Origin of the sequence: Pelagibacterium sp. 26DY04, from assembly GCF_031202305.1 — a bacterium.
In the GTDB taxonomy this organism is placed as follows: domain Bacteria; phylum Pseudomonadota; class Alphaproteobacteria; order Rhizobiales; family Devosiaceae; genus Pelagibacterium.
On sequence record NZ_CP101731.1, the window covers coordinates 3,534,269 to 3,550,584 of the forward strand.

Here is a 16,316-nt window from a genome sequence, read left to right on the forward strand (position 1 = left end):
CACAAGCGTGTCGGCAAGCATAAACACATTCGCCAACAGGAGCCTCAACATGCCGTTCAATACCATAACCATCCTGGGCATCACGGGCGGCATCGGTTACGCCTCCGCCCAGGCCTTTCTCAAAGCCGGCTGGCGCGTCAAAGGCTTTGCCCGCGCCAACCGCCACCCCATCCAAGGCATTGAATTTATTGCCGGAAACACGGAAAGCCTCGACGATCTCAAAGCCGCCACCGCCGGTTCGGACGTCGTCCTCAACGGCCTCAATCTCCCCTACCACCAATGGGGCAACGGCGCCGCCGAAAATCTCCTCTCCCGCGTCATCGCCGCAAGTGCTGGAAAAACAATGCTTTTTCCCGGCAATATCTACAATTACGCCGCTACCGACCGCATCATCGCCCCCACCACCCCCCAACGCCCCCAGACCTATCGCGGCGAGATCCGGCAGCGCATGGAAGCCATGCTCGAATCGGCAGCAAAATCAGGCGATCTGCAGGCCATCATCCTGCGCGCCGGCAACTTCTACGGCCATCCTTTCGGCGGCGATTTCTTCGCTCATCTCATCCTGCGCGAGGCCGAAAAGAACCGCATCTGCCTCAATTCCAGGCGCGAAACCGCCAATGCCTGGGCCTATCTGCCCGACATTGCCAAGGCCTTCGTCGCCCTGGCCGAGCGCCGGCAAGACTTTGGAAATTTTGAGACTTTTCACTTCGCCGGACATCTGGCGACGCCCAACCAGACCTTCGCCGCGGTGCAAAAAGCGGTGCCCGACCGCCGGCTCAAGCAGACCAGCTATCCTTGGCCGCTGCTCAAGGCCATCGGCCTCTTCAATCCACTTATCCACGGCCTGGTCGAGATGCGGTATATTTGGGACAACGAAATCGGCTTGAAGGACGAAAGGCTCGAAAACATCCTGGGCGAAAATTTCGGCACGACGCACGAGCAGGCGATCGCCGAAGTGGTGCGGCCCTATTTCGCCAGCAAGGCGGCTTAAAAGCCGAGCTGGGCGCGAATATCCTCCGGCGTGATGCCAAGGGCCCGCAAGCTGGCAAGGCTCTCCGATCCCCGCGATTTGGAGAGCTTTTCGGCGTCTTCCCCCACAATGAGCGTGTGGTGGGTGTAGATCGGGCTTTCCATCTTGAGCAGCGCCTGGAGCAGCACGTGGATGTCGGTGGCGGCATAAAGGTCCATGCCGCGCGTCACATGCGTTACGCCCTGTATCGCGTCATCGATGACGACCGACAGGTGGTAGCTGGTGGGCGTGTCCTTGCGTACGATCACCACATCTCCCCACCGCCCCGGATCGGCCGGTCGGAATACGGGTTTATCCTTAGGGGTCGGCATCGCCTCGAAAATTGAAATTTCTTTTGTTTTTTCAATGGCTTGATTCATATCAAGCCGCCATTGCACTGGCCGTCCGGCCCGCAGATTCTCCATCTTCTGATCGGCGGAAAGATGCCGGCACGTCCCCGGATAAAGCGGCGCCCCATCCGGATCGGTCCGCCTCCCGCTCGCCGCCCGGATCTCGGCCCGCGAGCAAAAGCACGGATAAATCAAGCCCTTGGCCCGAAGCTGATCGGCCGCCGCCCTGTAATCGTCGAAATGCTGCGATTGAATGCGCACCGGCTCGGGCCATGAAAGCCCCAGCCATTTGAGATCCTCAAACACCGCCGCGACAAATTCGGGTCGACACCGCACCGTATCGATGTCCTCGATCCGCAGCAGCATCACCCCGCCCATCGCCTTGGCCCAACGCGCGGTATAGAGCGCCGAATAAGCATGCCCCAGATGCAGAAGCCCGTTCGGGCTTGGCGCGAAGCGGAAAATCGGTAGAGATGAAAGAGACATGCCCACAACCTCACTTAAAGCCCCTATCACGCACGCGCCCGCCGCTCCACCCCGGCTCGATTCGCAAGAGGCGCTGGCCTTCCACCTCGAGTGCCTGGGCCGCCTCGACGAACGTCTCGCCGCCGCCATCGCCCGGGCCGGCGAGATCGCGCCGCGCACCGCGCCTCGGGGCTTTGCAGGCATGTCCCGCATCATCTGCGGCCAGCAGGTTTCGGTCGCCTCGGCCCGCGCCATGTGGGGGCGCCTGGAGGATCTCGGCGCGGTAACCCCCGCGGCCTACCTCGCATTCGATGAGCAAACCCTCAGGAATGCTGGGCTTTCGCGCAGCAAATACGAGACCATCCGCTCCCTCGCGCTCACCGTCACCGAAGGCGGGCTGGACTTTTCCGCCGTCGAGGTCATGGACGCCGAAGCGGCCATCGCAACGCTCACCAAGCTCAAGGGCATCGGCCCCTGGACCGCAGAAATCTACCTTCTCTTCTGCGCCGGTCATCCAGACGTTTTCCCCGCCGGTGACCTCGCGCTGCAAAAGGCCGTCGAGCACGCCTTCTCGCTTCCCGCGCGCCCGCTTCCCAAAGAGCTGATCCCCCTCGCCGCCACCTGGTCGCCCCATCGCGGCGCGGCGGCCATCATGTTCTGGCGCTATTTCTCCGCCATGAAGAATTCCAACGCCTGGGACGCCCTCTAGGCTCTTGAACCACAAGGACAATCGATGACCACGCCCGTCAAACTCTCCGGCCCCATGCTGCCGCCCGCTTCCGGGCACGCGAAAAGCGCCGTGGTTCTTCTTCATGGCTATGGCTCGGATGGGCGTGACCTGATTTCGCTGGGCCAGTTCTGGCGCGACAGCTTCCCCGACACGCTGTTCGTGGCCCCTAATGCTCCGGAAGTGTGCGGCGGCAACCCTTTCGGTTATCAATGGTTTCCGCTCGATCTCGAGCGCGACCGCGATCTTTCGCGGCTGGTCGGCGCCGAAACCGCAGCTCCGGTCGTCACCTCCTTCCTCAACGACCTCTGGGCACAGACAGGCCTCACGCCCGGCCAGACAATCCTGGGCGGCTTCTCCCAAGGCGCCATGATGGCGCTCTATGCCGGGCTGCGGCTGCCCGAATCACTTCTGGGCATCGTCTCTTGCTCGGGTCTTGTGGTCGCCCCCGAAAAGCTCGGAAACGAAATCGCCTCCAGGCCGCCGGTTCTTTTGATCCATGGCGATATAGACGATGTGGTTCCCGTGATGGGCAGCGAAGTGGCGCTTCCCATCCTTCTCGACCTGGGAATTGAGGCCAAACTGCACATTTCCCAGGGCACCGGCCACTCCATCGCCCAGGACGGGCTCGATGCCGCCACGGCATTCCTCAGGGAACGCTTAGGCATCTGATATCCCCACACCTTTTCAACAAAGTTCTTCACAGGCCTGTCACAAGAGGCGTAGAGTATTGCAATGGAATCGCCGGAGCGCTTCCGGCAAGCGGTGAGAGCGCAATCGAGTTTGGGAGCGCGACGGGGATGAGTGATCCATACCCCGGAGGGTTCAGTGACAATTCACGTGTCACCCCAGGCCTGCCCCGCGCTCGTTCTGAACGCCGATTACCGGCCGCTCAGCTATTATCCCCTGTCGCTCTGGAGCTGGCAGGACGCCATCAAGGCAGTCTGTCTCGAACGCGTACACATCGTTTCCGAATACGACAAGATCGTTCGAAGTCCGAGCTTCGAGATGCGCCTGCCGAGCGTGATTTCGCTCAAGGACTATGTCCAGCCCGCCAAATACCCCGCCTTCACCCGCTTCAACGTTTTCCTGCGCGACAGATTTCAGTGCCAGTATTGCGGCTCGCGGCACGATCTGACCTTCGACCACGTCATTCCGCGCTCCAAGGGCGGGCGCACCACCTGGGAAAACATCGTTGCCGCCTGTTCGCCCTGCAATCTGCGCAAGGCCAACCGCACGCCCAAGGAAATCGGCATGATGCCGCGCCAGATGCCGTTCCAGCCCACGGTTCACGACCTGCACAACAACGGTCGCGCCTTCCCGCCCAACTACCTGCACGATAGCTGGCTCGACTATCTCTACTGGGATATCGAACTGGAGCCTTAAGCCAATCAGGCCTTGTTGCGCCGGGTCTGCCCGACGATGCTGGCGATCAGCAGGATGAAAATCGCCGCCGAAATCAGGGCATTGAAGCCCGCCAGCGAAACCCCGAACATCTCCCACTGCACGGCGTCGCACGGCACGATCCGCACATCGTTCAGGTTCGAGAGGGAATCCAGGCTCATGACGCTGTCGTCGCCCACCCCGGTGCAGCTTTGCGGGCCAGGCCACCAGCCCCATTCCACCCCGGCGTGGTAGACCCCCATATAGGTGCCCCAGGCAAAGAGCGCAGCCGCGACGCCCAAAAGCCCAAGGCGCACCGGCAGGGGCAGCTTATGCCAAACAATCAGCGCAAGAGCGATGAGCGGCAGGCCGATATAATAGGGCCAGCGCTGGGTGAAGCAGAGCTCGCAAGGATAAAGCCCGCCGATATATTGGAAGGCGAGCGCCCCCAGAATGGCGGCAAGCCCCAGGATGAAGGCGGCGCCGGCGCCCTTGCGTTCCGTGCTCATTGCGTCAAGCATTGGTTCGTCCATCAAATAACCTTGGCTTTACCGGTCTCTAGAGCAATATCGGCGTCGCCGCCAGCCTGCAAATCTGCGTGATCGCCAGCGCCGAAAATCAGCGATTGACGCCTCGCCCGGTTTGCCTATAGTCCGGCGCGTCGCTTCGGGCGGCCTACCGTCGCGGGCGTGGCGGAACTGGTAGACGCGCCAGACTCAAAATCTGGTTCTGGAAACAGAGTGTCGGTTCGATTCCGACCGCCCGCACCATCTCCTCGGCCGCCAACCGACCAAGGGACCCTCATCAATGAGCGACTGGATCATCGGTACAATCACCGATTGGGGCTATTTCGGCATCTTCATGCTGATGCTGATCGAAAACGTCTTCCCGCCCATCCCGTCCGAATTGATCATGCCCTTTGCCGGCTATGTCGCCGCCACCGGCCAGTTGAACACCTTGGGGGTGATGATCGCCGGCGTCGCAGGTTCGCTGCTGGGGACCAGCGTCTGGTACATCGCCGCCCGCCTGCTGGGCATCGACCGCTTCCGGCGTCTGTGCAATTGGTTCGGCCGCGTCGCGACCATCAATGAGCGCGACATCGACATGGCCGTCCATTGGTTCGACCGCTATGGCACCTGGGCGGTGCTTTTGGGCCGCCTCATCCCCGCCATCCGCACCTTGATCTCTGTGCCGGCCGGGCTCGCCGCTATGCCGGTATGGAAGTTTCTCGCCATCTCGCTGGTCGGCACCACGATCTGGACGGGCTTGCTCACCGGCGCAGGCTTCGTGCTGCATGAGGGCTACCATATCGTCGAAGCCTGGGTGGACCCGGTGTCCACCGCCGTCGTCATCCTGGCCGTGGTGATCTACATCTATCGCTTCATCACCTGGAAGCCGATCAAGGATATCGGTTGAGGCGAAGGCCTATTTCCAGAACGGCCGGGTGCCGATCAGCGCGTCGCACGCCGATGCGGCGCGTCTGATGAGTTCGTCCATGTCGCCTTGCTGGCTTCCGGCCTCCGCATCGGTCAAGCCGTGCCGGTCCAAAAGCATGGGCCTGGCGGCAAGGTCGTTGAGATCGCCCAACGCCTCCTGAACTGCCTCCAAGCGCTTGAGGAACTGCTCGTAACGCTTGCCGGTTCGGCCCGAAGCATAGAGCCCGGCAAAGAACTCGGTGCCATAGCGCAGTTTCTTGGCGAGCTTGCGTGCCTCGTGGCGCTCGGCATCGCTGAGTTTCTCGAGGCCGGCGCTTTGCTTTTTGAAGCGCTTGAAAAGCTTGGTGAGCGCCATTGCAGAAAAATCGGAGACCTTGGCGTTGCGCGCATCCTTATTTCCGGAGCGCTCCCGCCAGCCCCCCATTGCCAGCCACTGGGCGAGATCGAGCATCAGCGTGCGGGATCGGACATCTGAAAGCGTCTGCTCGACCGCCTCATAGCTGGACGCGCTTTCCTCCATCAAGGCCTGGCGCAGATCGTCGGTGTGCGCGGTTTTGAACAGGACATCGAGATCGCGCGCTTCGCCCAGTTCCCCAGCCAGCCATTTGAGCTCGTCGCGCAATCGCTCGCCACGCTCGTCCTCGGCAATGTCCCTGAAGATCGATATTGCAGAACGCAGCCGCCGCAGGGCCACACGGGCTTGATGCAGGGCGTCCGGCGCCCGGCGCCTGAGCAGAATATCCTCGTTGAGACGATACTGGCGCAGACAGCCGGCTGCTATCGCTCTCATCGCGTCCTCGACCGTATCGGAGGAGGACAACGGTATGGGATCGGCCTTAAAGCTCCGGGCCACCGCCTCGAGCAGCCGCTGGCCCCGCTCGACCTTGCTTAACGCCCCAAGCCGTGTGGGAGCGACCGCATCGATCTCCCGCGCCAGGGAAAAGAGCGCATGCGGATCCCCGCTTTCAAGCTCCAGTTCGGCCTCGCAGAACGTGCTGCGCCGATCTTCGGCCACCACTTCCCCGCTGTCGATCGCCGCTTCGATGCTGGTGTTTTCCCGCGCGATCTGCAGTACGCGGCGCTCGACCAGCACCTCGAATATCGGCTCCAGTGCATTGAGGGTCTGAGGTGGCAGGCCGATCAGCGGCGTATCCTCGCCGATCTGGAGCGCTGGCCCGGAAACCGGCTTTTCCCATTCGTCACGGACGAAAAACCCGGCGCTCGTCTGGCCGTTGGCTTTGATCGTCTGCACCCAGCCCGTGCCGTCATGGCGCACGCGCAGCGACATGCCGGCCTTGCCCAAGGCGCGTCCCGGCGTATCGAAATAGATGGCCCGCAGCGGCAGGGTTTTGACCTCGCCCTGCGCCTTTGCCCAATCGGTGAGCCGCTCCGCATCCTCCGCCGCAACCTGCAATTTGAGTTCGGCTTCCTCGCCCATGTCACCGTCCCTTCGCTGTCCCTCCCGGCTTGCCAAGGTAAACACTCAACGCTCAAAGCGCCAACTGCGGAACACAGAGACGGCCAGTGCATTAACCTTTCCGCAATCAAGGTTAACGCCTCTCCAAGGGACCGCAGCCATGCTTTCCATCGAGCCTCTCCACCCCGCCGACATACCGGCAACGGCGATGCTGCACCGGCAGAACCTGCATCTTGGCCTGTTCCCGCGATTGGGGAGGCACTTTCTCGGTCTTTATCAGGAGAGCTTCGCGCGTTCCCCCTATGGGATCGCGCTTGTCGCCCGCTCCGATGACGAGGTGATTGGCGCCCTATTCGGCACCACCTCCAATGCCGAACACTATCGCTGGGTCACCCGCCATTTCGGACCGCAGCTTGCGGTGGCAGGCGGAGGCGCCCTGCTGTCGCGTCCACACGTAGCGCTGGATTTCGCCCGCACCCGCCTCGGACGCTATAGCCGCGGCATTGCCCGGCATATCGGGCTGTTGCCCACGCCGGCACCCCGAAACGGCGGACCGAACACGCTTTCGGTCCTCAGCCATATCGTCACCGCCGCCGCCGCCCGGCGGCGTGGTGTGGGACGCGGACTGGTCGAGGAATTCAAGGCCCGCGCCAGCGCCACCGGCGTGCATCGTGCTTCCCTTGTCACCGAAGAGGGTGGATTGGGAACGCCGTTTTTCGAAAAACTCGGCTGCAGGCTGATTGCCCGGCGCACGGGGCAGGACGGCGCCGTGTTGCGCGAATACAGGATGATACTGGACGAGGCAGGCGCTTATGAGGAATTGGGCAGCGATCGGGGCAATTTTACTGTTGTGCACGCCTATCCCAACAGGCTCCGCCCAATCCATCCTGTCTCCGCCCACCGGCACTGAAGCACCGGCCATCATCCCGCTCGGGCCCCATCAGAACGGGGCCGAGCCGGTTTCCCCCAACGAAACCCATCCCAACGCTAAGCGGCTCGCAAGCGAAGTCGCATTGGCGCTGACCAATTACAGCGCCAATGAATCGGCCGCCGATATTGCGGAGCGGGTGAGCTTTGCAAGCGCCGGTACTGCCGTCCAATTGGCGGAGGCGTTTCATTTCCCCGGCGCCTGGTCGCAGGGGCGGATTCTTTATCCCCAACTGGGCGGATTGGGCGAAGAGGCTGCTTCGGTGCTGGTGGTCACCGAGCAAATGGTTGGGACGCCAGACGGCGTGCGCGTCTTTATCCGCACGCTCGACGTCAGGCTGGCGCTTGTCGAGGGCTCCTGGCATTTCGCGCGGCTGGCTTCCGAAGGCGGAACACAGATTATGCCGACCGGCCCAGTTCCCCAGATCGCGCTCACGGTACTCAACGACCCGCGCATCGAGATGCCGGATTCGGCCCGGTGGGACATTCTATCGGGGAATATTTCGACCAATCTGCTGACGGTAATGGCCCGACTGGCCGAACGCACGCCCTACGGGGTCACCACGCTCTCCCAGGGACATCCCTATGAAGTGTTCGGCACCGACCGGCAGTCCGATCATACCCGTGGCCGTGCCGTCGATATCTACAGGCTGGGCAATACGCTGGTGATCGACGACCGGGCCTCCGGTTCGTTCACCCACGATATCGTCAAATGGCTCTACGACCAGCCGGAAATCCGCCAGATCGGATCACCCTGGGCCCTGGATGGGTATGGTGGGCGCTCGTTTACCGACACGCTACATCAGGACCACCTGCACGTGGCCGTCGCGCAGTAGAACCACGTCAGGCGCTTCTGCGCTCGGAGATGTCGTGAGCCTGCGCCCGGTCGTAGGCCGTGCGTGCCTTGGCGACGGCATGCTGGTGGGCGGCAGCCCAATCCCAGAGCGCGCTGATGGGGCCGGTTAAGGTAAAGCCCAGTTCGGTAAGCTCATATTCGACGCGCGGCGGTATTTCGGGATAGACAGTTCGCGTCACCAACCCGTCGCGCTCGAGGTTGCGGAGCGTAAGCGTCAGCATGCGCTGGGAAACGCCATCGATCGCCCGGCGCAATTCGGAAAAGCGCATGGTACCGTCCTTGAGCCGATCGACCACCATGACGCTCCATTTGTCACCGATCCGGTTGAGGATATCCCCCATCGCGGCGCAGACTTCAGTTTCCTCGGATTCATCGGTCATGGCCGGAAGCCTCCTCGCTTGCGGGCTGGCAAAGATATAGGCGCGCATCCTTCCGATGGAAACCCCCATCCCGGACCGAGCAAGATGGGCATAGCCGGGCTACGGGCATTGTTCTGCCAAATTTGCCCTGTTATGCAGGTTCCGTCCCATTAACAGTCGATTGCGAAGCCATGGTGGAAACCCCTGTTAGGCGATTGCTGTCCCTTTGCGTGATCGCTCTTGCGACGCTGGTGGGATCCATTGCCCCTGCCTTTGCCCTGCCCCAGCTTCTGATCGACATGCGCACCAACGAGGTGCTCTATCAGAACGATGCGGGCGCGCCCTGGCATCCCGCCTCGCTCACCAAACTCATGACCGCGCTCATCGCCTTCGAGGCCATTGAAACCGGTCAGGCCTCGCTTTCGACCCCGGTCATTTCCTCGGCCAACGCTCTGTCGGTCCCGCCCTCCAAGATGGGTTTCCCGGAAGGCACGGCCATCACGCTCGAAGATGCGCTCTATCTTCTGATCGTCAAATCCGCCAACGACATCGCCGTGGCGATCGGGGAAACCATCGCAGGAAGCGAGCCAGCCTTTGTCCAGATGATGAACGCGCGCGCCGCCATGATGGGATTGACCGGAACTCACTTCGTCAATCCCCACGGCCTGCACGATCCCGCCCAGGTGACCACCGCCCGTGATATCGCCATGATCGCCCTCACGATCAAGGCGCGCTTTCCCCAGTATGATTCGATGTTCTCGACGCGCACCGTGGCCTTCGGGGAGTCCCGCTCGCATTCCAATAATGAGCTTTTGACCGGCTTTGCCGGAACCGACGGCATGAAGACGGGCTATGTCTGTTCGTCCGGGCTCAATATCGTCGCCACCGTCACGCGCGGAGGCCGGCAGCTCATGGCCGTGACGCTGGGCGCCAACTCGACCCGCGAGCGCGGCGAAATGACCGCTCAGATGCTGTTTTCAGGCTTTGCCGGCGGCTATCGCGGCACCGGTGTGAACGTGGTCAACATCCCCAACCAAGCCGGCATCGCCCCGGTCGACATGCGCGCCAACATCTGCGGCGCAGGCGCCGAAACCTATGCCGAGCAGCGTATGGAAATCTTTTCGGCCGGACTGGACGGGCAGATCTCCTACCTGACCGACACCATCGTTCCGCCTACCCACACGATCTCTACCCTTGGGCGGCTTGCCGACGTTCCCCTGCCCCGCCCGCGCCCCGATATGGGCTTCGGCGGCGCACCGGCTGTGGCCGCCGGTGCTGCCAATGACAATATCGGCTTTGGCGATTCATCGATCATGTCGCTGACACCCAATGCCGGGATCGCGGGCAACTAATCCCGGTTTCCAAGGCTTTTGGTTACCAGGAAGCGGGTGGCCCCATCGGACTCCGGCTCTACCGCCACCACATGCCCCTGCTGCCGGCAAAAGAGCGGGATATCGATTTTGGCCACCGGATCGGTAGCCAGAACGGTCACCTGGGCTCCGGCCGGTGCGTTGGCGAGCGCTTTTTCGAGCTTAAGGACCGGCAACGGACATTTGAGCCCCCTGGCGTCCAGAAGGAGAGCGCGGCGAGCCTCATAGTCGAAATTCATCAGCATCCTCCAGGAAAACGGCTCGTTTACCAAGTAATGATACGTATGGGGCTTCCAGGGCGGGGGCACCGGATGGATAAGCGGGACGACGTTTCCCCAGGCACGGCTTCCTTAGACGACCGCACGCGGGTGCTCGTCAATATGCGAGGCCGCTACCATCTCGAAAAATGGCAGCACGCACCGGACCGCAAGGTTTCCCTGTTCGCCTGCCGCATTCAGCGGCTCTCCCCGGCCACCATACTGATGAACGCACCCGTCTCGGGCGAGATCGGCGACTGGGTGGTGGCCCAGTTCAACGAATTGGGCCGATTGCGCGGCCAAATCCAGCGCCGATTGGGCTTTGGCTTTGTGATGTCGCTCGACCTGGACGAACAAGCGCGCCGCAGAATACTCGAGAAAATCGTCTGGCTCGAGAAGTTCCAGAATTTCGCGGTATCGGATACCCGCCGCCATACCCGGATCGTTCCGACCAACCCGCAGTCGACGCTGGTGCTGCCCGATGCCAGCCTCGTGTCGTGCTTTGTGATTGATATTTCGAGCTCGGGGGCTGCGGTCTCGGCTGATATCGAGGTCAAAATCGGCATGCCGCTGGCATTGGGGACAGTCGTCGGGCGCGTCGTGCGTCGGCTCGATCCCGGATTTGCCATTCAGTTCACCGAGACGATCCCATCGGCCGATCTCGAGCGGCGTCTGATCCGCTCCATTGACCAGCTGGCGCCTGATCTGCGCAAGCACATTCAGGCAGCCGGCCAGTCCCGGAATCGGCCAAAGGCTAGCGTCCCAGCAGCATGACCCAATGGGTGCCATAAGCCGAGTTGGGGTCGTAGACCGCCGCAAAGCCGGCACGCCGCGCATCGCTCTGGGCCAGAACATTGGCATCGGCCGGGCTGTTGCGCCAACCCGAGAAAGTTTCCGCGAAATTGGTGTATCCCGCTGAAAGCCTCATGGCGGCCGCACCGGCCGGCATGGCCGGAGGATTGCCGCTGCTGGCATATTGGGCGGCGATGGCCTGGGCCTGGGCGTCGAGCGCCGCATCGGCGGCGAGCGGCGCCACCCCGCGCGTTGCACGATATTGATTGATGATCCCGAGAGCCGCCTGCCGATCCATCTGCGCTCCTGGAGACGCGATTTGCGCCACCAGCCCCGGTGCAAGGGCGCCGCCCGTGTTGGGCGCTCCGCTGCATGCGGCGAGTGCGCCGACGCACAGAGCGGCAAAGGCAAAACGGGACAGGCGGGCGGGAGCGAAATCGGAAATCATGGGATCGGCCTCTTGGGTCTGGTCCGGAAACGTTTTCCCTCCAAACCGCAACAAAGCCGCGAAATTGCGGCGCGTCTGTTACCGCTCCGTTAACGCCGTCATCCTCTCCCCGTTAACCATGCAACGCTGACGCTGTGGCAATCGTTAACAAATCGTTGCCAACTGGCATGGCGATTGCGACATCTTGGGTAGGCTCGCGGCAAAAGCGTGCCAGATTGGGACGAAGTGTCCCGTCCTGGAGCGGGTAAGATAGTGGATAGCAACGGCGCAAAAAACCGAACTGTTTCGGCACATCGCCTGCCGATGAGCCTGCCGCTCCCGCGTGCTCCACGGCCGGCGGTCCAGGCGGCGTTCATCACTCAGCTTTTAGGATCAAGTGTCATCACCCACCAGCCGCACGCCGCCGAGCGCTACCGTCTGGCTGAAGCGAGTGACAAACGGCGCTTGCCCATGGGCTATCGCAAATCGGTATCGGCCTAGCCTACTCAACGCCGCCGAACTGCACGTCGCGCGCCGCCGCCCGGATGGAAACGGTAAAGCCCGCGATCACATCGATGAGCGCCATCACCATGAGAATGAAGAATACGGAGGTGGCGGCAAAACCGACCAGCAGGAATTCAACCAGGCAGATGACAAAGACCAACGTCGAGAGCATGTGGTCGACGACCGAGGCGTTGCCGAACCGCGTGGCCTTGAGAATCTCACCGAACAGCAGCACGAGCGAGACGACGATGAAGATGTCGCCGACGCTCAAATCCCATACCCCGCCCGATACCATGGTAATGGTCGCGATCGGCGCGGCCCAGGCTTCGCCATTGGAGAAGCCGAACAAGGCCATGACGTTATAAACGATCAGCGGCAGAGCCAGAAGCGGCGGGACGAACATGGCGGGTCTCGGACGAATAGGGTTCGGCATGGCGGGAGACTGCCCTATTGGGTGTCGATTGGCCAGAGAAAAGGGGCCGGTCGCGCCGGTCCCCTCGTGCTTTACTTTTTGACCGGCAGCGGCCCCACCATTTTTTCCGGCCTTACTTCGGCATCGAACTCTTCGCCGGTCAGAAGCCCCAGATTGATGGCTTCCTCGCGCAATGTCGTGCCGTTCCTATGCGCCGTCTTGGCGATCTTGGCGGCGTTGTCATAGCCGATCTTGCGGTTGAGCGCCGTCACCAGCATCAGCGAATTGTTCAAATGCTCGGTGATCTTCTTGCGATCGGGTTCGATGCCGACAGCGCAATTGTCGTTGAACGATTTCGCGGCATCGGCGAGGAGCCGCACCGACTGGATGAAATTGTAGGCAATCACGGGCTTGAAGACGTTGAGCTCGAAATTACCCTGGCTCGCCGCAAAGCCGATGGTCGCGTCATTGCCCATGACCTGGGCGACGACCATGGTCATGGCTTCCGACTGGGTCGGATTGACCTTGCCCGGCATGATCGATGAGCCGGGCTCATTTTCAGGAATGGTGATCTCGCCAAGTCCCGACCGTGGGCCCGAGGCCAGCCAACGGACGTCATTGGCGACCTTCATCAGCGCGGCGGCGAGCTGCTTGAGCGCGCCCGAGGCTCCCACAAAGGCATCGTGCCCCGCCAGGACGGCAAATTTGTTTGGCGCCGTCACGAACTGGTGGCCGGACAGCTTGGAGATTTCCCCGGCCACCGTCGCGGCATAATCGGGATGGGTGTTGAGGCCGGTCCCCACGGCCGTGCCGCCCAGCGCCAGCTCGCGGAGTTGGGGGAGCGTGGCTTCGACCGCCTTAAGCGCAAGATCGATCTGCGCCACCCAGCCCGAGATTTCCTGGCCCAGCGTCAAGGGCGTTGCGTCCTGGAGATGGGTGCGGCCGATCTTGACCACCTCCATGAACTCTTCGGACTTTTTCGCCAGCGTGTCGCGCAACAGCTTGACCTTGGGGAACAGTTTGTCCTCGACCACCGTTACCGCCGCAATGTGCATGGCGGTGGGATAGGTGTCGTTGGACGACTGGCTCATATTGACGTGGTCGTTGGGATGGACGGGCTTCTTACTGCCCATCTCGCCGCCAGCCATCTCGATGGCGCGGTTGGAGATCACCTCGTTGACGTTCATGTTGGATTGGGTGCCCGAGCCGGTCTGCCAGACGACCAGGGGGAAATGATCGTCGAGCTTGCCGGCGATCACTTCATCGGCGGCGGCAACGATCAGGTCGCGGGTCGCCTCGTCCATCAACCCCAGACGGGTGTTGGAAATGGCTGCGGCCTTTTTGAGGATGCCGAAAGCATGGACGATTTCGAGCGGCATCCTTTCGCCGCCGATATCGAAATTCATCAAGGAACGCGCGGTCTGGGCACCGTAATATTTCTCGTTGGGAACCTCGATTGGCCCCATCGAGTCGGTTTCGGTCCGCGTGCTCATCAAAAATCCTCCATGCGATGGCCAACAAAAAGGCCAGCCCTTTTTCAAGGACTGGCCGTAATCTCGACGGGTAGCCCCGTCAATGGCGCTTTGGTCTAAGCGCGAAGCGCAAAAGCGTTAGTTGCTCTTGGGCTCGAGAATCTGACGGCCGCGATACATGCCCGACTTGAGGTCCACATGGTGCGGACGGCGAAGCTCACCGCTGTCCTTGTCCTCGACATAAGCTGCGGCCTTGAGCGCGTCGGCCGAGCGGCGGAAACCGCGCTTCATCGGCGTCGTCTTCCTCTTGGGAACTGCCATTTCCATCTACTCCATTCTTGCCGCGCAACCCACGAGGGACAAAGAGGTCCTGCCGCGCCGGTTACGCTTAAAACCGTCATACCGTGTTCGGATTGGGGCGCTCTATACAGGATCGGCAAGCGCTTGGCTAGTCTCGGACATACGAAAATCGTAACCCGTCACAGCTCGGGCCGCCCATTGAACAAGCATGAGGCATTGGCGGAAAACCGCCGGGCCCGGGCTTCAACGATACCGGCCACGCTCATCAGCCCTGCGGTGGGGTTACCCGGGCGGCGGACATGCGGATTGGGCAGAGCGACGGTGAGAAGCGCCGCCCGCTGCCAGGTGAAATTTTCAGCGCTTGTGCCATACGCCGCCTGGGCCCCGGCTTCGACACCGAATTGGCCGTCTGGTCCCCATTCGGCGATATTGAGATAGATCTCCATGATCCGCCGCTTGGGCAGAACCAGATCGATATAGATTGCCAACGGCACTTCGAGCGCCTTGCGGATCACCGACCGGTCGTTCCAGAGAAACAGATTGCGCGCCACTTGCATGGTGATGGTCGAGGCGCCGCGCGCCTCTTGCCCGGCCAGGAAATTATCGATCTCTGCTCTGAGCGCTGCGACATCCACGCCATGGTGCGAGCAAAACTGCCCGTCTTCGGACAGCACCACGGCGGTTTTGAGCCGGTCGGAGATCTGGTCGATATCGCGCCATTCACGGACGACCGGCTGACCCGTGGCGTAGCGGGAGAGCATCAGAGTCGAGACCGGCGGCACCACCCAATAAAGAGGCACCAGGACCAAGACGAGACCGATCACGGCCGCGATCAGCATCAGCGGCAAGGCCAGCCAGAATGTCCACCCGCGTTTTTTGCGTCCCGCCAAGCCGGCCCCTTTCGTCCTTCGCGCTGCCCGCGCTTGTAGAATGACGCGAGAGGCTTTAGCAAACCCTGCTATGAGCGAACATGAATTCGAGACTGAACTCTCCGCTTGCGCTGCCGATATCGAAGCCTTCCTCAGCAAGAGGCTCGACACGATTGCCGCGCCGCCGCGCCTGCTGGCCGCCATGCGCCACGGTGCACTTGGTGGCGGCAAGCGCCTGCGGCCTCTGCTCGTGCGGCTTTCGGCCGCCCTGTTCGGCGTTCCGGTCCAGGACAGTCTCTCTGCCGGCGCGGCGCTTGAAATGGTCCATTGCTATTCGCTGATCCATGACGATCTGCCCGAGATGGATAATGACGAATTGCGCCGCGGCAAGCCCACCGTCTGGAAGGCATTCGATCCGGCCCTGGCGATCCTGGCTGGCGATGCGCTCCTGACCGAGGCGTTCGCGCTGATAGCCGATCCGCACACGCATCAGGACCCGGCGATCCGCTCCGATCTCGTCGCCACGCTGGCGCTGGCGGCCGGTTCGGCCGGCATGGTGGGCGGTCAGGTGCTCGATATCGAAGGGGAAACCACCCCGCTCGATGAGGACGGCATTTTTCAAATACATGCGAAAAAGACCGGCGCGCTGATCAGGGCCAGTGCGGAAATCGGCGCAATTCTGGGCAAGGCCGGCCATGAGGAGCGGGCAGCGCTGGTGCTTTATGGGATTTCTGCCGGTCTTGCTTTCCAACTTGCCGACGACATTCTCGACGTCACCGCCACCTCCGATGCGCTTGGCAAAACTGCCGGCAAGGATGTGGCACAGAACAAATCGACGATCGTGGGACTGCGTGGCCTCGATGGGGCCCGCGAGATACTCGACCACGCCGTCGACCAGGGGCTCGGTGCGCTCAAGGATTTCGATGAAAGGGCCGATCCGCTGCGCGCTTTGATCCGCCATTTCGCCAAGAGGAGTTACTGAGC

21 protein-coding genes and 1 tRNA gene are annotated in these 16,316 nt (G+C 62.0%); 12 read left to right on the forward strand and 10 right to left on the reverse strand.

Annotated features, from left to right (window positions below; genetic code table 11):
- Positions 1-49: 49 nt before the first annotated feature.
- Positions 50-991, forward strand: a complete 942-nt coding sequence (locus tag NO932_RS17590; protein WP_309208692.1) for an NAD-dependent epimerase/dehydratase family protein — start codon at positions 50-52, stop codon at positions 989-991.
- On the opposite strand, the gene gluQRS is transcribed toward NO932_RS17590, so the two are convergent.
- Positions 988-1,845 carry a tRNA glutamyl-Q(34) synthetase GluQRS gene (gluQRS, locus tag NO932_RS17595; RefSeq protein WP_309208693.1) on the reverse strand — a complete coding sequence of 286 codons (858 nt, stop codon included), beginning with the start codon at positions 1,843-1,845 and terminating at the stop codon, positions 988-990. The genes NO932_RS17590 and gluQRS overlap by 4 nt on opposite strands.
- Here gluQRS and NO932_RS17600 point away from each other — a divergent pair.
- From NO932_RS17600 to NO932_RS17610, 3 genes are all read left to right on the forward strand, one after another.
- A complete protein-coding gene (locus tag NO932_RS17600) occupies positions 1,844-2,533 on the forward strand; it encodes a DNA-3-methyladenine glycosylase (protein WP_309208694.1) in 690 nt (229 codons plus the stop codon). The two genes, gluQRS and NO932_RS17600, sit on opposite strands and share 2 nt — an antisense overlap.
- Before the next feature lie 24 nt (positions 2,534-2,557).
- Entirely contained in the window at positions 2,558-3,223 is a 666-nt protein-coding gene (locus tag NO932_RS17605) for a prolyl oligopeptidase family serine peptidase (RefSeq protein ID WP_309208695.1), read from the forward strand.
- Positions 3,224-3,379: 156 nt separating this feature from the next.
- Positions 3,380-3,937, forward strand: a complete 558-nt coding sequence (locus NO932_RS17610; protein ID WP_309208696.1) for an HNH endonuclease — start codon at positions 3,380-3,382, stop codon at positions 3,935-3,937.
- A 5-nt stretch (positions 3,938-3,942) separates the two neighbouring features.
- Here the strand turns inward: NO932_RS17610 and NO932_RS17615 are convergent, their stop codons facing one another.
- Positions 3,943-4,455, reverse strand: a complete 513-nt coding sequence (locus NO932_RS17615; RefSeq protein ID WP_309208697.1) for a disulfide bond formation protein B — start codon at positions 4,453-4,455, stop codon at positions 3,943-3,945.
- Between the two features lie 162 nt (positions 4,456-4,617).
- Here NO932_RS17615 and NO932_RS17620 point away from each other — a divergent pair.
- A tRNA-Leu gene (locus NO932_RS17620) sits at positions 4,618-4,704 on the forward strand.
- Between the two features lie 37 nt (positions 4,705-4,741).
- Positions 4,742-5,350: a DedA family protein gene (locus tag NO932_RS17625; protein WP_309208698.1), complete on the forward strand. Its 609-nt coding sequence runs from the start codon at positions 4,742-4,744 to the stop codon at positions 5,348-5,350.
- Positions 5,351-5,359: 9 nt separating this feature from the next.
- On the opposite strand, the gene NO932_RS17630 is transcribed toward NO932_RS17625, so the two are convergent.
- Positions 5,360-6,808 carry a CHAD domain-containing protein gene (locus NO932_RS17630; protein ID WP_309208699.1) on the reverse strand — a complete coding sequence of 483 codons (1,449 nt, stop codon included), beginning with the start codon at positions 6,806-6,808 and terminating at the stop codon, positions 5,360-5,362.
- Between the two features lie 139 nt (positions 6,809-6,947).
- Here NO932_RS17630 and NO932_RS17635 point away from each other — a divergent pair, with 139 nt between their 5' ends.
- Positions 6,948-7,697 carry a GNAT family N-acetyltransferase gene (locus tag NO932_RS17635; RefSeq protein ID WP_309208700.1) on the forward strand — a complete coding sequence of 250 codons (750 nt, stop codon included), beginning with the start codon at positions 6,948-6,950 and terminating at the stop codon, positions 7,695-7,697.
- Entirely contained in the window at positions 7,636-8,550 is a 915-nt protein-coding gene (locus tag NO932_RS17640) for a hypothetical protein (RefSeq protein ID WP_309208701.1), read from the forward strand. The genes NO932_RS17635 and NO932_RS17640 overlap by 62 nt, the downstream gene beginning before the upstream one ends.
- Before the next feature lie 7 nt (positions 8,551-8,557).
- On the opposite strand, the gene NO932_RS17645 is transcribed toward NO932_RS17640, so the two are convergent.
- On the reverse strand, positions 8,558-8,950 hold the full coding sequence (locus NO932_RS17645) for a helix-turn-helix domain-containing protein (RefSeq protein ID WP_309159808.1): 393 nt from the start codon (positions 8,948-8,950) through the stop codon (positions 8,558-8,560).
- A 209-nt stretch (positions 8,951-9,159) separates the two neighbouring features.
- On the opposite strand from NO932_RS17645, the gene NO932_RS17650 reads away from it, so the two are divergent.
- Positions 9,160-10,281 (forward strand): D-alanyl-D-alanine carboxypeptidase family protein, encoded by a 1,122-nt coding sequence (locus NO932_RS17650; protein ID WP_309208702.1) that lies wholly within the window; start codon positions 9,160-9,162, stop codon positions 10,279-10,281.
- Here the strand turns inward: NO932_RS17650 and NO932_RS17655 are convergent.
- Positions 10,278-10,538 (reverse strand): sulfurtransferase TusA family protein, encoded by a 261-nt coding sequence (locus tag NO932_RS17655; RefSeq protein ID WP_309208703.1) that lies wholly within the window; start codon positions 10,536-10,538, stop codon positions 10,278-10,280. The genes NO932_RS17650 and NO932_RS17655 overlap by 4 nt on opposite strands.
- Before the next feature lie 129 nt (positions 10,539-10,667).
- On the opposite strand from NO932_RS17655, the gene NO932_RS17660 reads away from it, so the two are divergent.
- Positions 10,668-11,330: a PilZ domain-containing protein gene (locus NO932_RS17660; protein WP_309208704.1), complete on the forward strand. Its 663-nt coding sequence runs from the start codon at positions 10,668-10,670 to the stop codon at positions 11,328-11,330.
- Here NO932_RS17660 and NO932_RS17665 read toward each other — a convergent pair.
- Positions 11,311-11,796, reverse strand: a complete 486-nt coding sequence (locus NO932_RS17665; protein WP_309159804.1) for a CAP domain-containing protein — start codon at positions 11,794-11,796, stop codon at positions 11,311-11,313. The genes NO932_RS17660 and NO932_RS17665 overlap by 20 nt on opposite strands.
- A gap of 303 nt (positions 11,797-12,099) precedes the next feature.
- Between NO932_RS17665 and NO932_RS17670 the strand changes: the two genes are divergently transcribed.
- Positions 12,100-12,276 (forward strand): hypothetical protein, encoded by a 177-nt coding sequence (locus NO932_RS17670; RefSeq protein WP_309159803.1) that lies wholly within the window; start codon positions 12,100-12,102, stop codon positions 12,274-12,276.
- Between the two features lies 1 nt (position 12,277).
- On the opposite strand, the gene NO932_RS17675 is transcribed toward NO932_RS17670, so the two are convergent.
- From NO932_RS17675 to NO932_RS17690, 4 genes are all read right to left on the reverse strand, one after another.
- Entirely contained in the window at positions 12,278-12,682 is a 405-nt protein-coding gene (locus tag NO932_RS17675; protein ID WP_375142781.1) for a hypothetical protein, read from the reverse strand.
- Between the two features lie 101 nt (positions 12,683-12,783).
- Positions 12,784-14,184, reverse strand: a complete 1,401-nt coding sequence (fumC, locus tag NO932_RS17680) for a class II fumarate hydratase (RefSeq protein WP_309208705.1) — start codon at positions 14,182-14,184, stop codon at positions 12,784-12,786.
- A 117-nt stretch (positions 14,185-14,301) separates the two neighbouring features.
- Positions 14,302-14,484 (reverse strand): 50S ribosomal protein L32, encoded by a 183-nt coding sequence (gene rpmF, locus NO932_RS17685; RefSeq protein ID WP_309159801.1) that lies wholly within the window; start codon positions 14,482-14,484, stop codon positions 14,302-14,304.
- A 158-nt stretch (positions 14,485-14,642) separates the two neighbouring features.
- Positions 14,643-15,302, reverse strand: a complete 660-nt coding sequence (locus NO932_RS17690; protein WP_375142896.1) for a biosynthetic peptidoglycan transglycosylase — start codon at positions 15,300-15,302, stop codon at positions 14,643-14,645.
- A 121-nt stretch (positions 15,303-15,423) separates the two neighbouring features.
- Here NO932_RS17690 and NO932_RS17695 point away from each other — a divergent pair, with 121 nt between their 5' ends.
- Positions 15,424-16,314, forward strand: a complete 891-nt coding sequence (locus tag NO932_RS17695) for a farnesyl diphosphate synthase (protein ID WP_309208707.1) — start codon at positions 15,424-15,426, stop codon at positions 16,312-16,314.
- Positions 16,315-16,316 lie beyond the last annotated feature (2 nt).

Bases quoted from the DNA above. Each gene is read 5' to 3' on its own strand.
- NO932_RS17590 (WP_309208692.1), top strand. From the start codon at position 50: ATGCCGTTCAATACCATAACCATCCTGGGCATCACGGGCGGCATCGGT.
- NO932_RS17600 (WP_309208694.1), top strand. From the start codon at position 1,844: ATGCCCACAACCTCACTTAAAGCCCCTATCACGCACGCGCCCGCCGCT.
- gluQRS (WP_309208693.1), bottom strand. From the start codon at position 1,845: ATGTCTCTTTCATCTCTACCGATTTTCCGCTTCGCGCCAAGCCCGAAC.
- NO932_RS17605 (WP_309208695.1), top strand. From the start codon at position 2,558: ATGACCACGCCCGTCAAACTCTCCGGCCCCATGCTGCCGCCCGCTTCC.
- NO932_RS17615 (WP_309208697.1), bottom strand. From the start codon at position 4,455: ATGCTTGACGCAATGAGCACGGAACGCAAGGGCGCCGGCGCCGCCTTC.
- NO932_RS17625 (WP_309208698.1), top strand. From the start codon at position 4,742: ATGAGCGACTGGATCATCGGTACAATCACCGATTGGGGCTATTTCGGC.
- NO932_RS17630 (WP_309208699.1), bottom strand. From the start codon at position 6,808: ATGGGCGAGGAAGCCGAACTCAAATTGCAGGTTGCGGCGGAGGATGCG.
- NO932_RS17635 (WP_309208700.1), top strand. From the start codon at position 6,948: ATGCTTTCCATCGAGCCTCTCCACCCCGCCGACATACCGGCAACGGCG.
- NO932_RS17645 (WP_309159808.1), bottom strand. From the start codon at position 8,950: ATGACCGATGAATCCGAGGAAACTGAAGTCTGCGCCGCGATGGGGGAT.
- NO932_RS17655 (WP_309208703.1), bottom strand. From the start codon at position 10,538: ATGAATTTCGACTATGAGGCTCGCCGCGCTCTCCTTCTGGACGCCAGG.
- NO932_RS17665 (WP_309159804.1), bottom strand. From the start codon at position 11,796: ATGATTTCCGATTTCGCTCCCGCCCGCCTGTCCCGTTTTGCCTTTGCC.
- NO932_RS17670 (WP_309159803.1), top strand. From the start codon at position 12,100: ATGAGCCTGCCGCTCCCGCGTGCTCCACGGCCGGCGGTCCAGGCGGCG.
- NO932_RS17675 (WP_375142781.1), bottom strand. From the start codon at position 12,682: ATGTTCGTCCCGCCGCTTCTGGCTCTGCCGCTGATCGTTTATAACGTC.
- fumC (WP_309208705.1), bottom strand. From the start codon at position 14,184: ATGAGCACGCGGACCGAAACCGACTCGATGGGGCCAATCGAGGTTCCC.
- rpmF (WP_309159801.1), bottom strand. From the start codon at position 14,484: ATGGCAGTTCCCAAGAGGAAGACGACGCCGATGAAGCGCGGTTTCCGC.
- NO932_RS17690 (WP_375142896.1), bottom strand. From the start codon at position 15,302: ATGCTGATCGCGGCCGTGATCGGTCTCGTCTTGGTCCTGGTGCCTCTT.
- NO932_RS17695 (WP_309208707.1), top strand. From the start codon at position 15,424: ATGAGCGAACATGAATTCGAGACTGAACTCTCCGCTTGCGCTGCCGAT.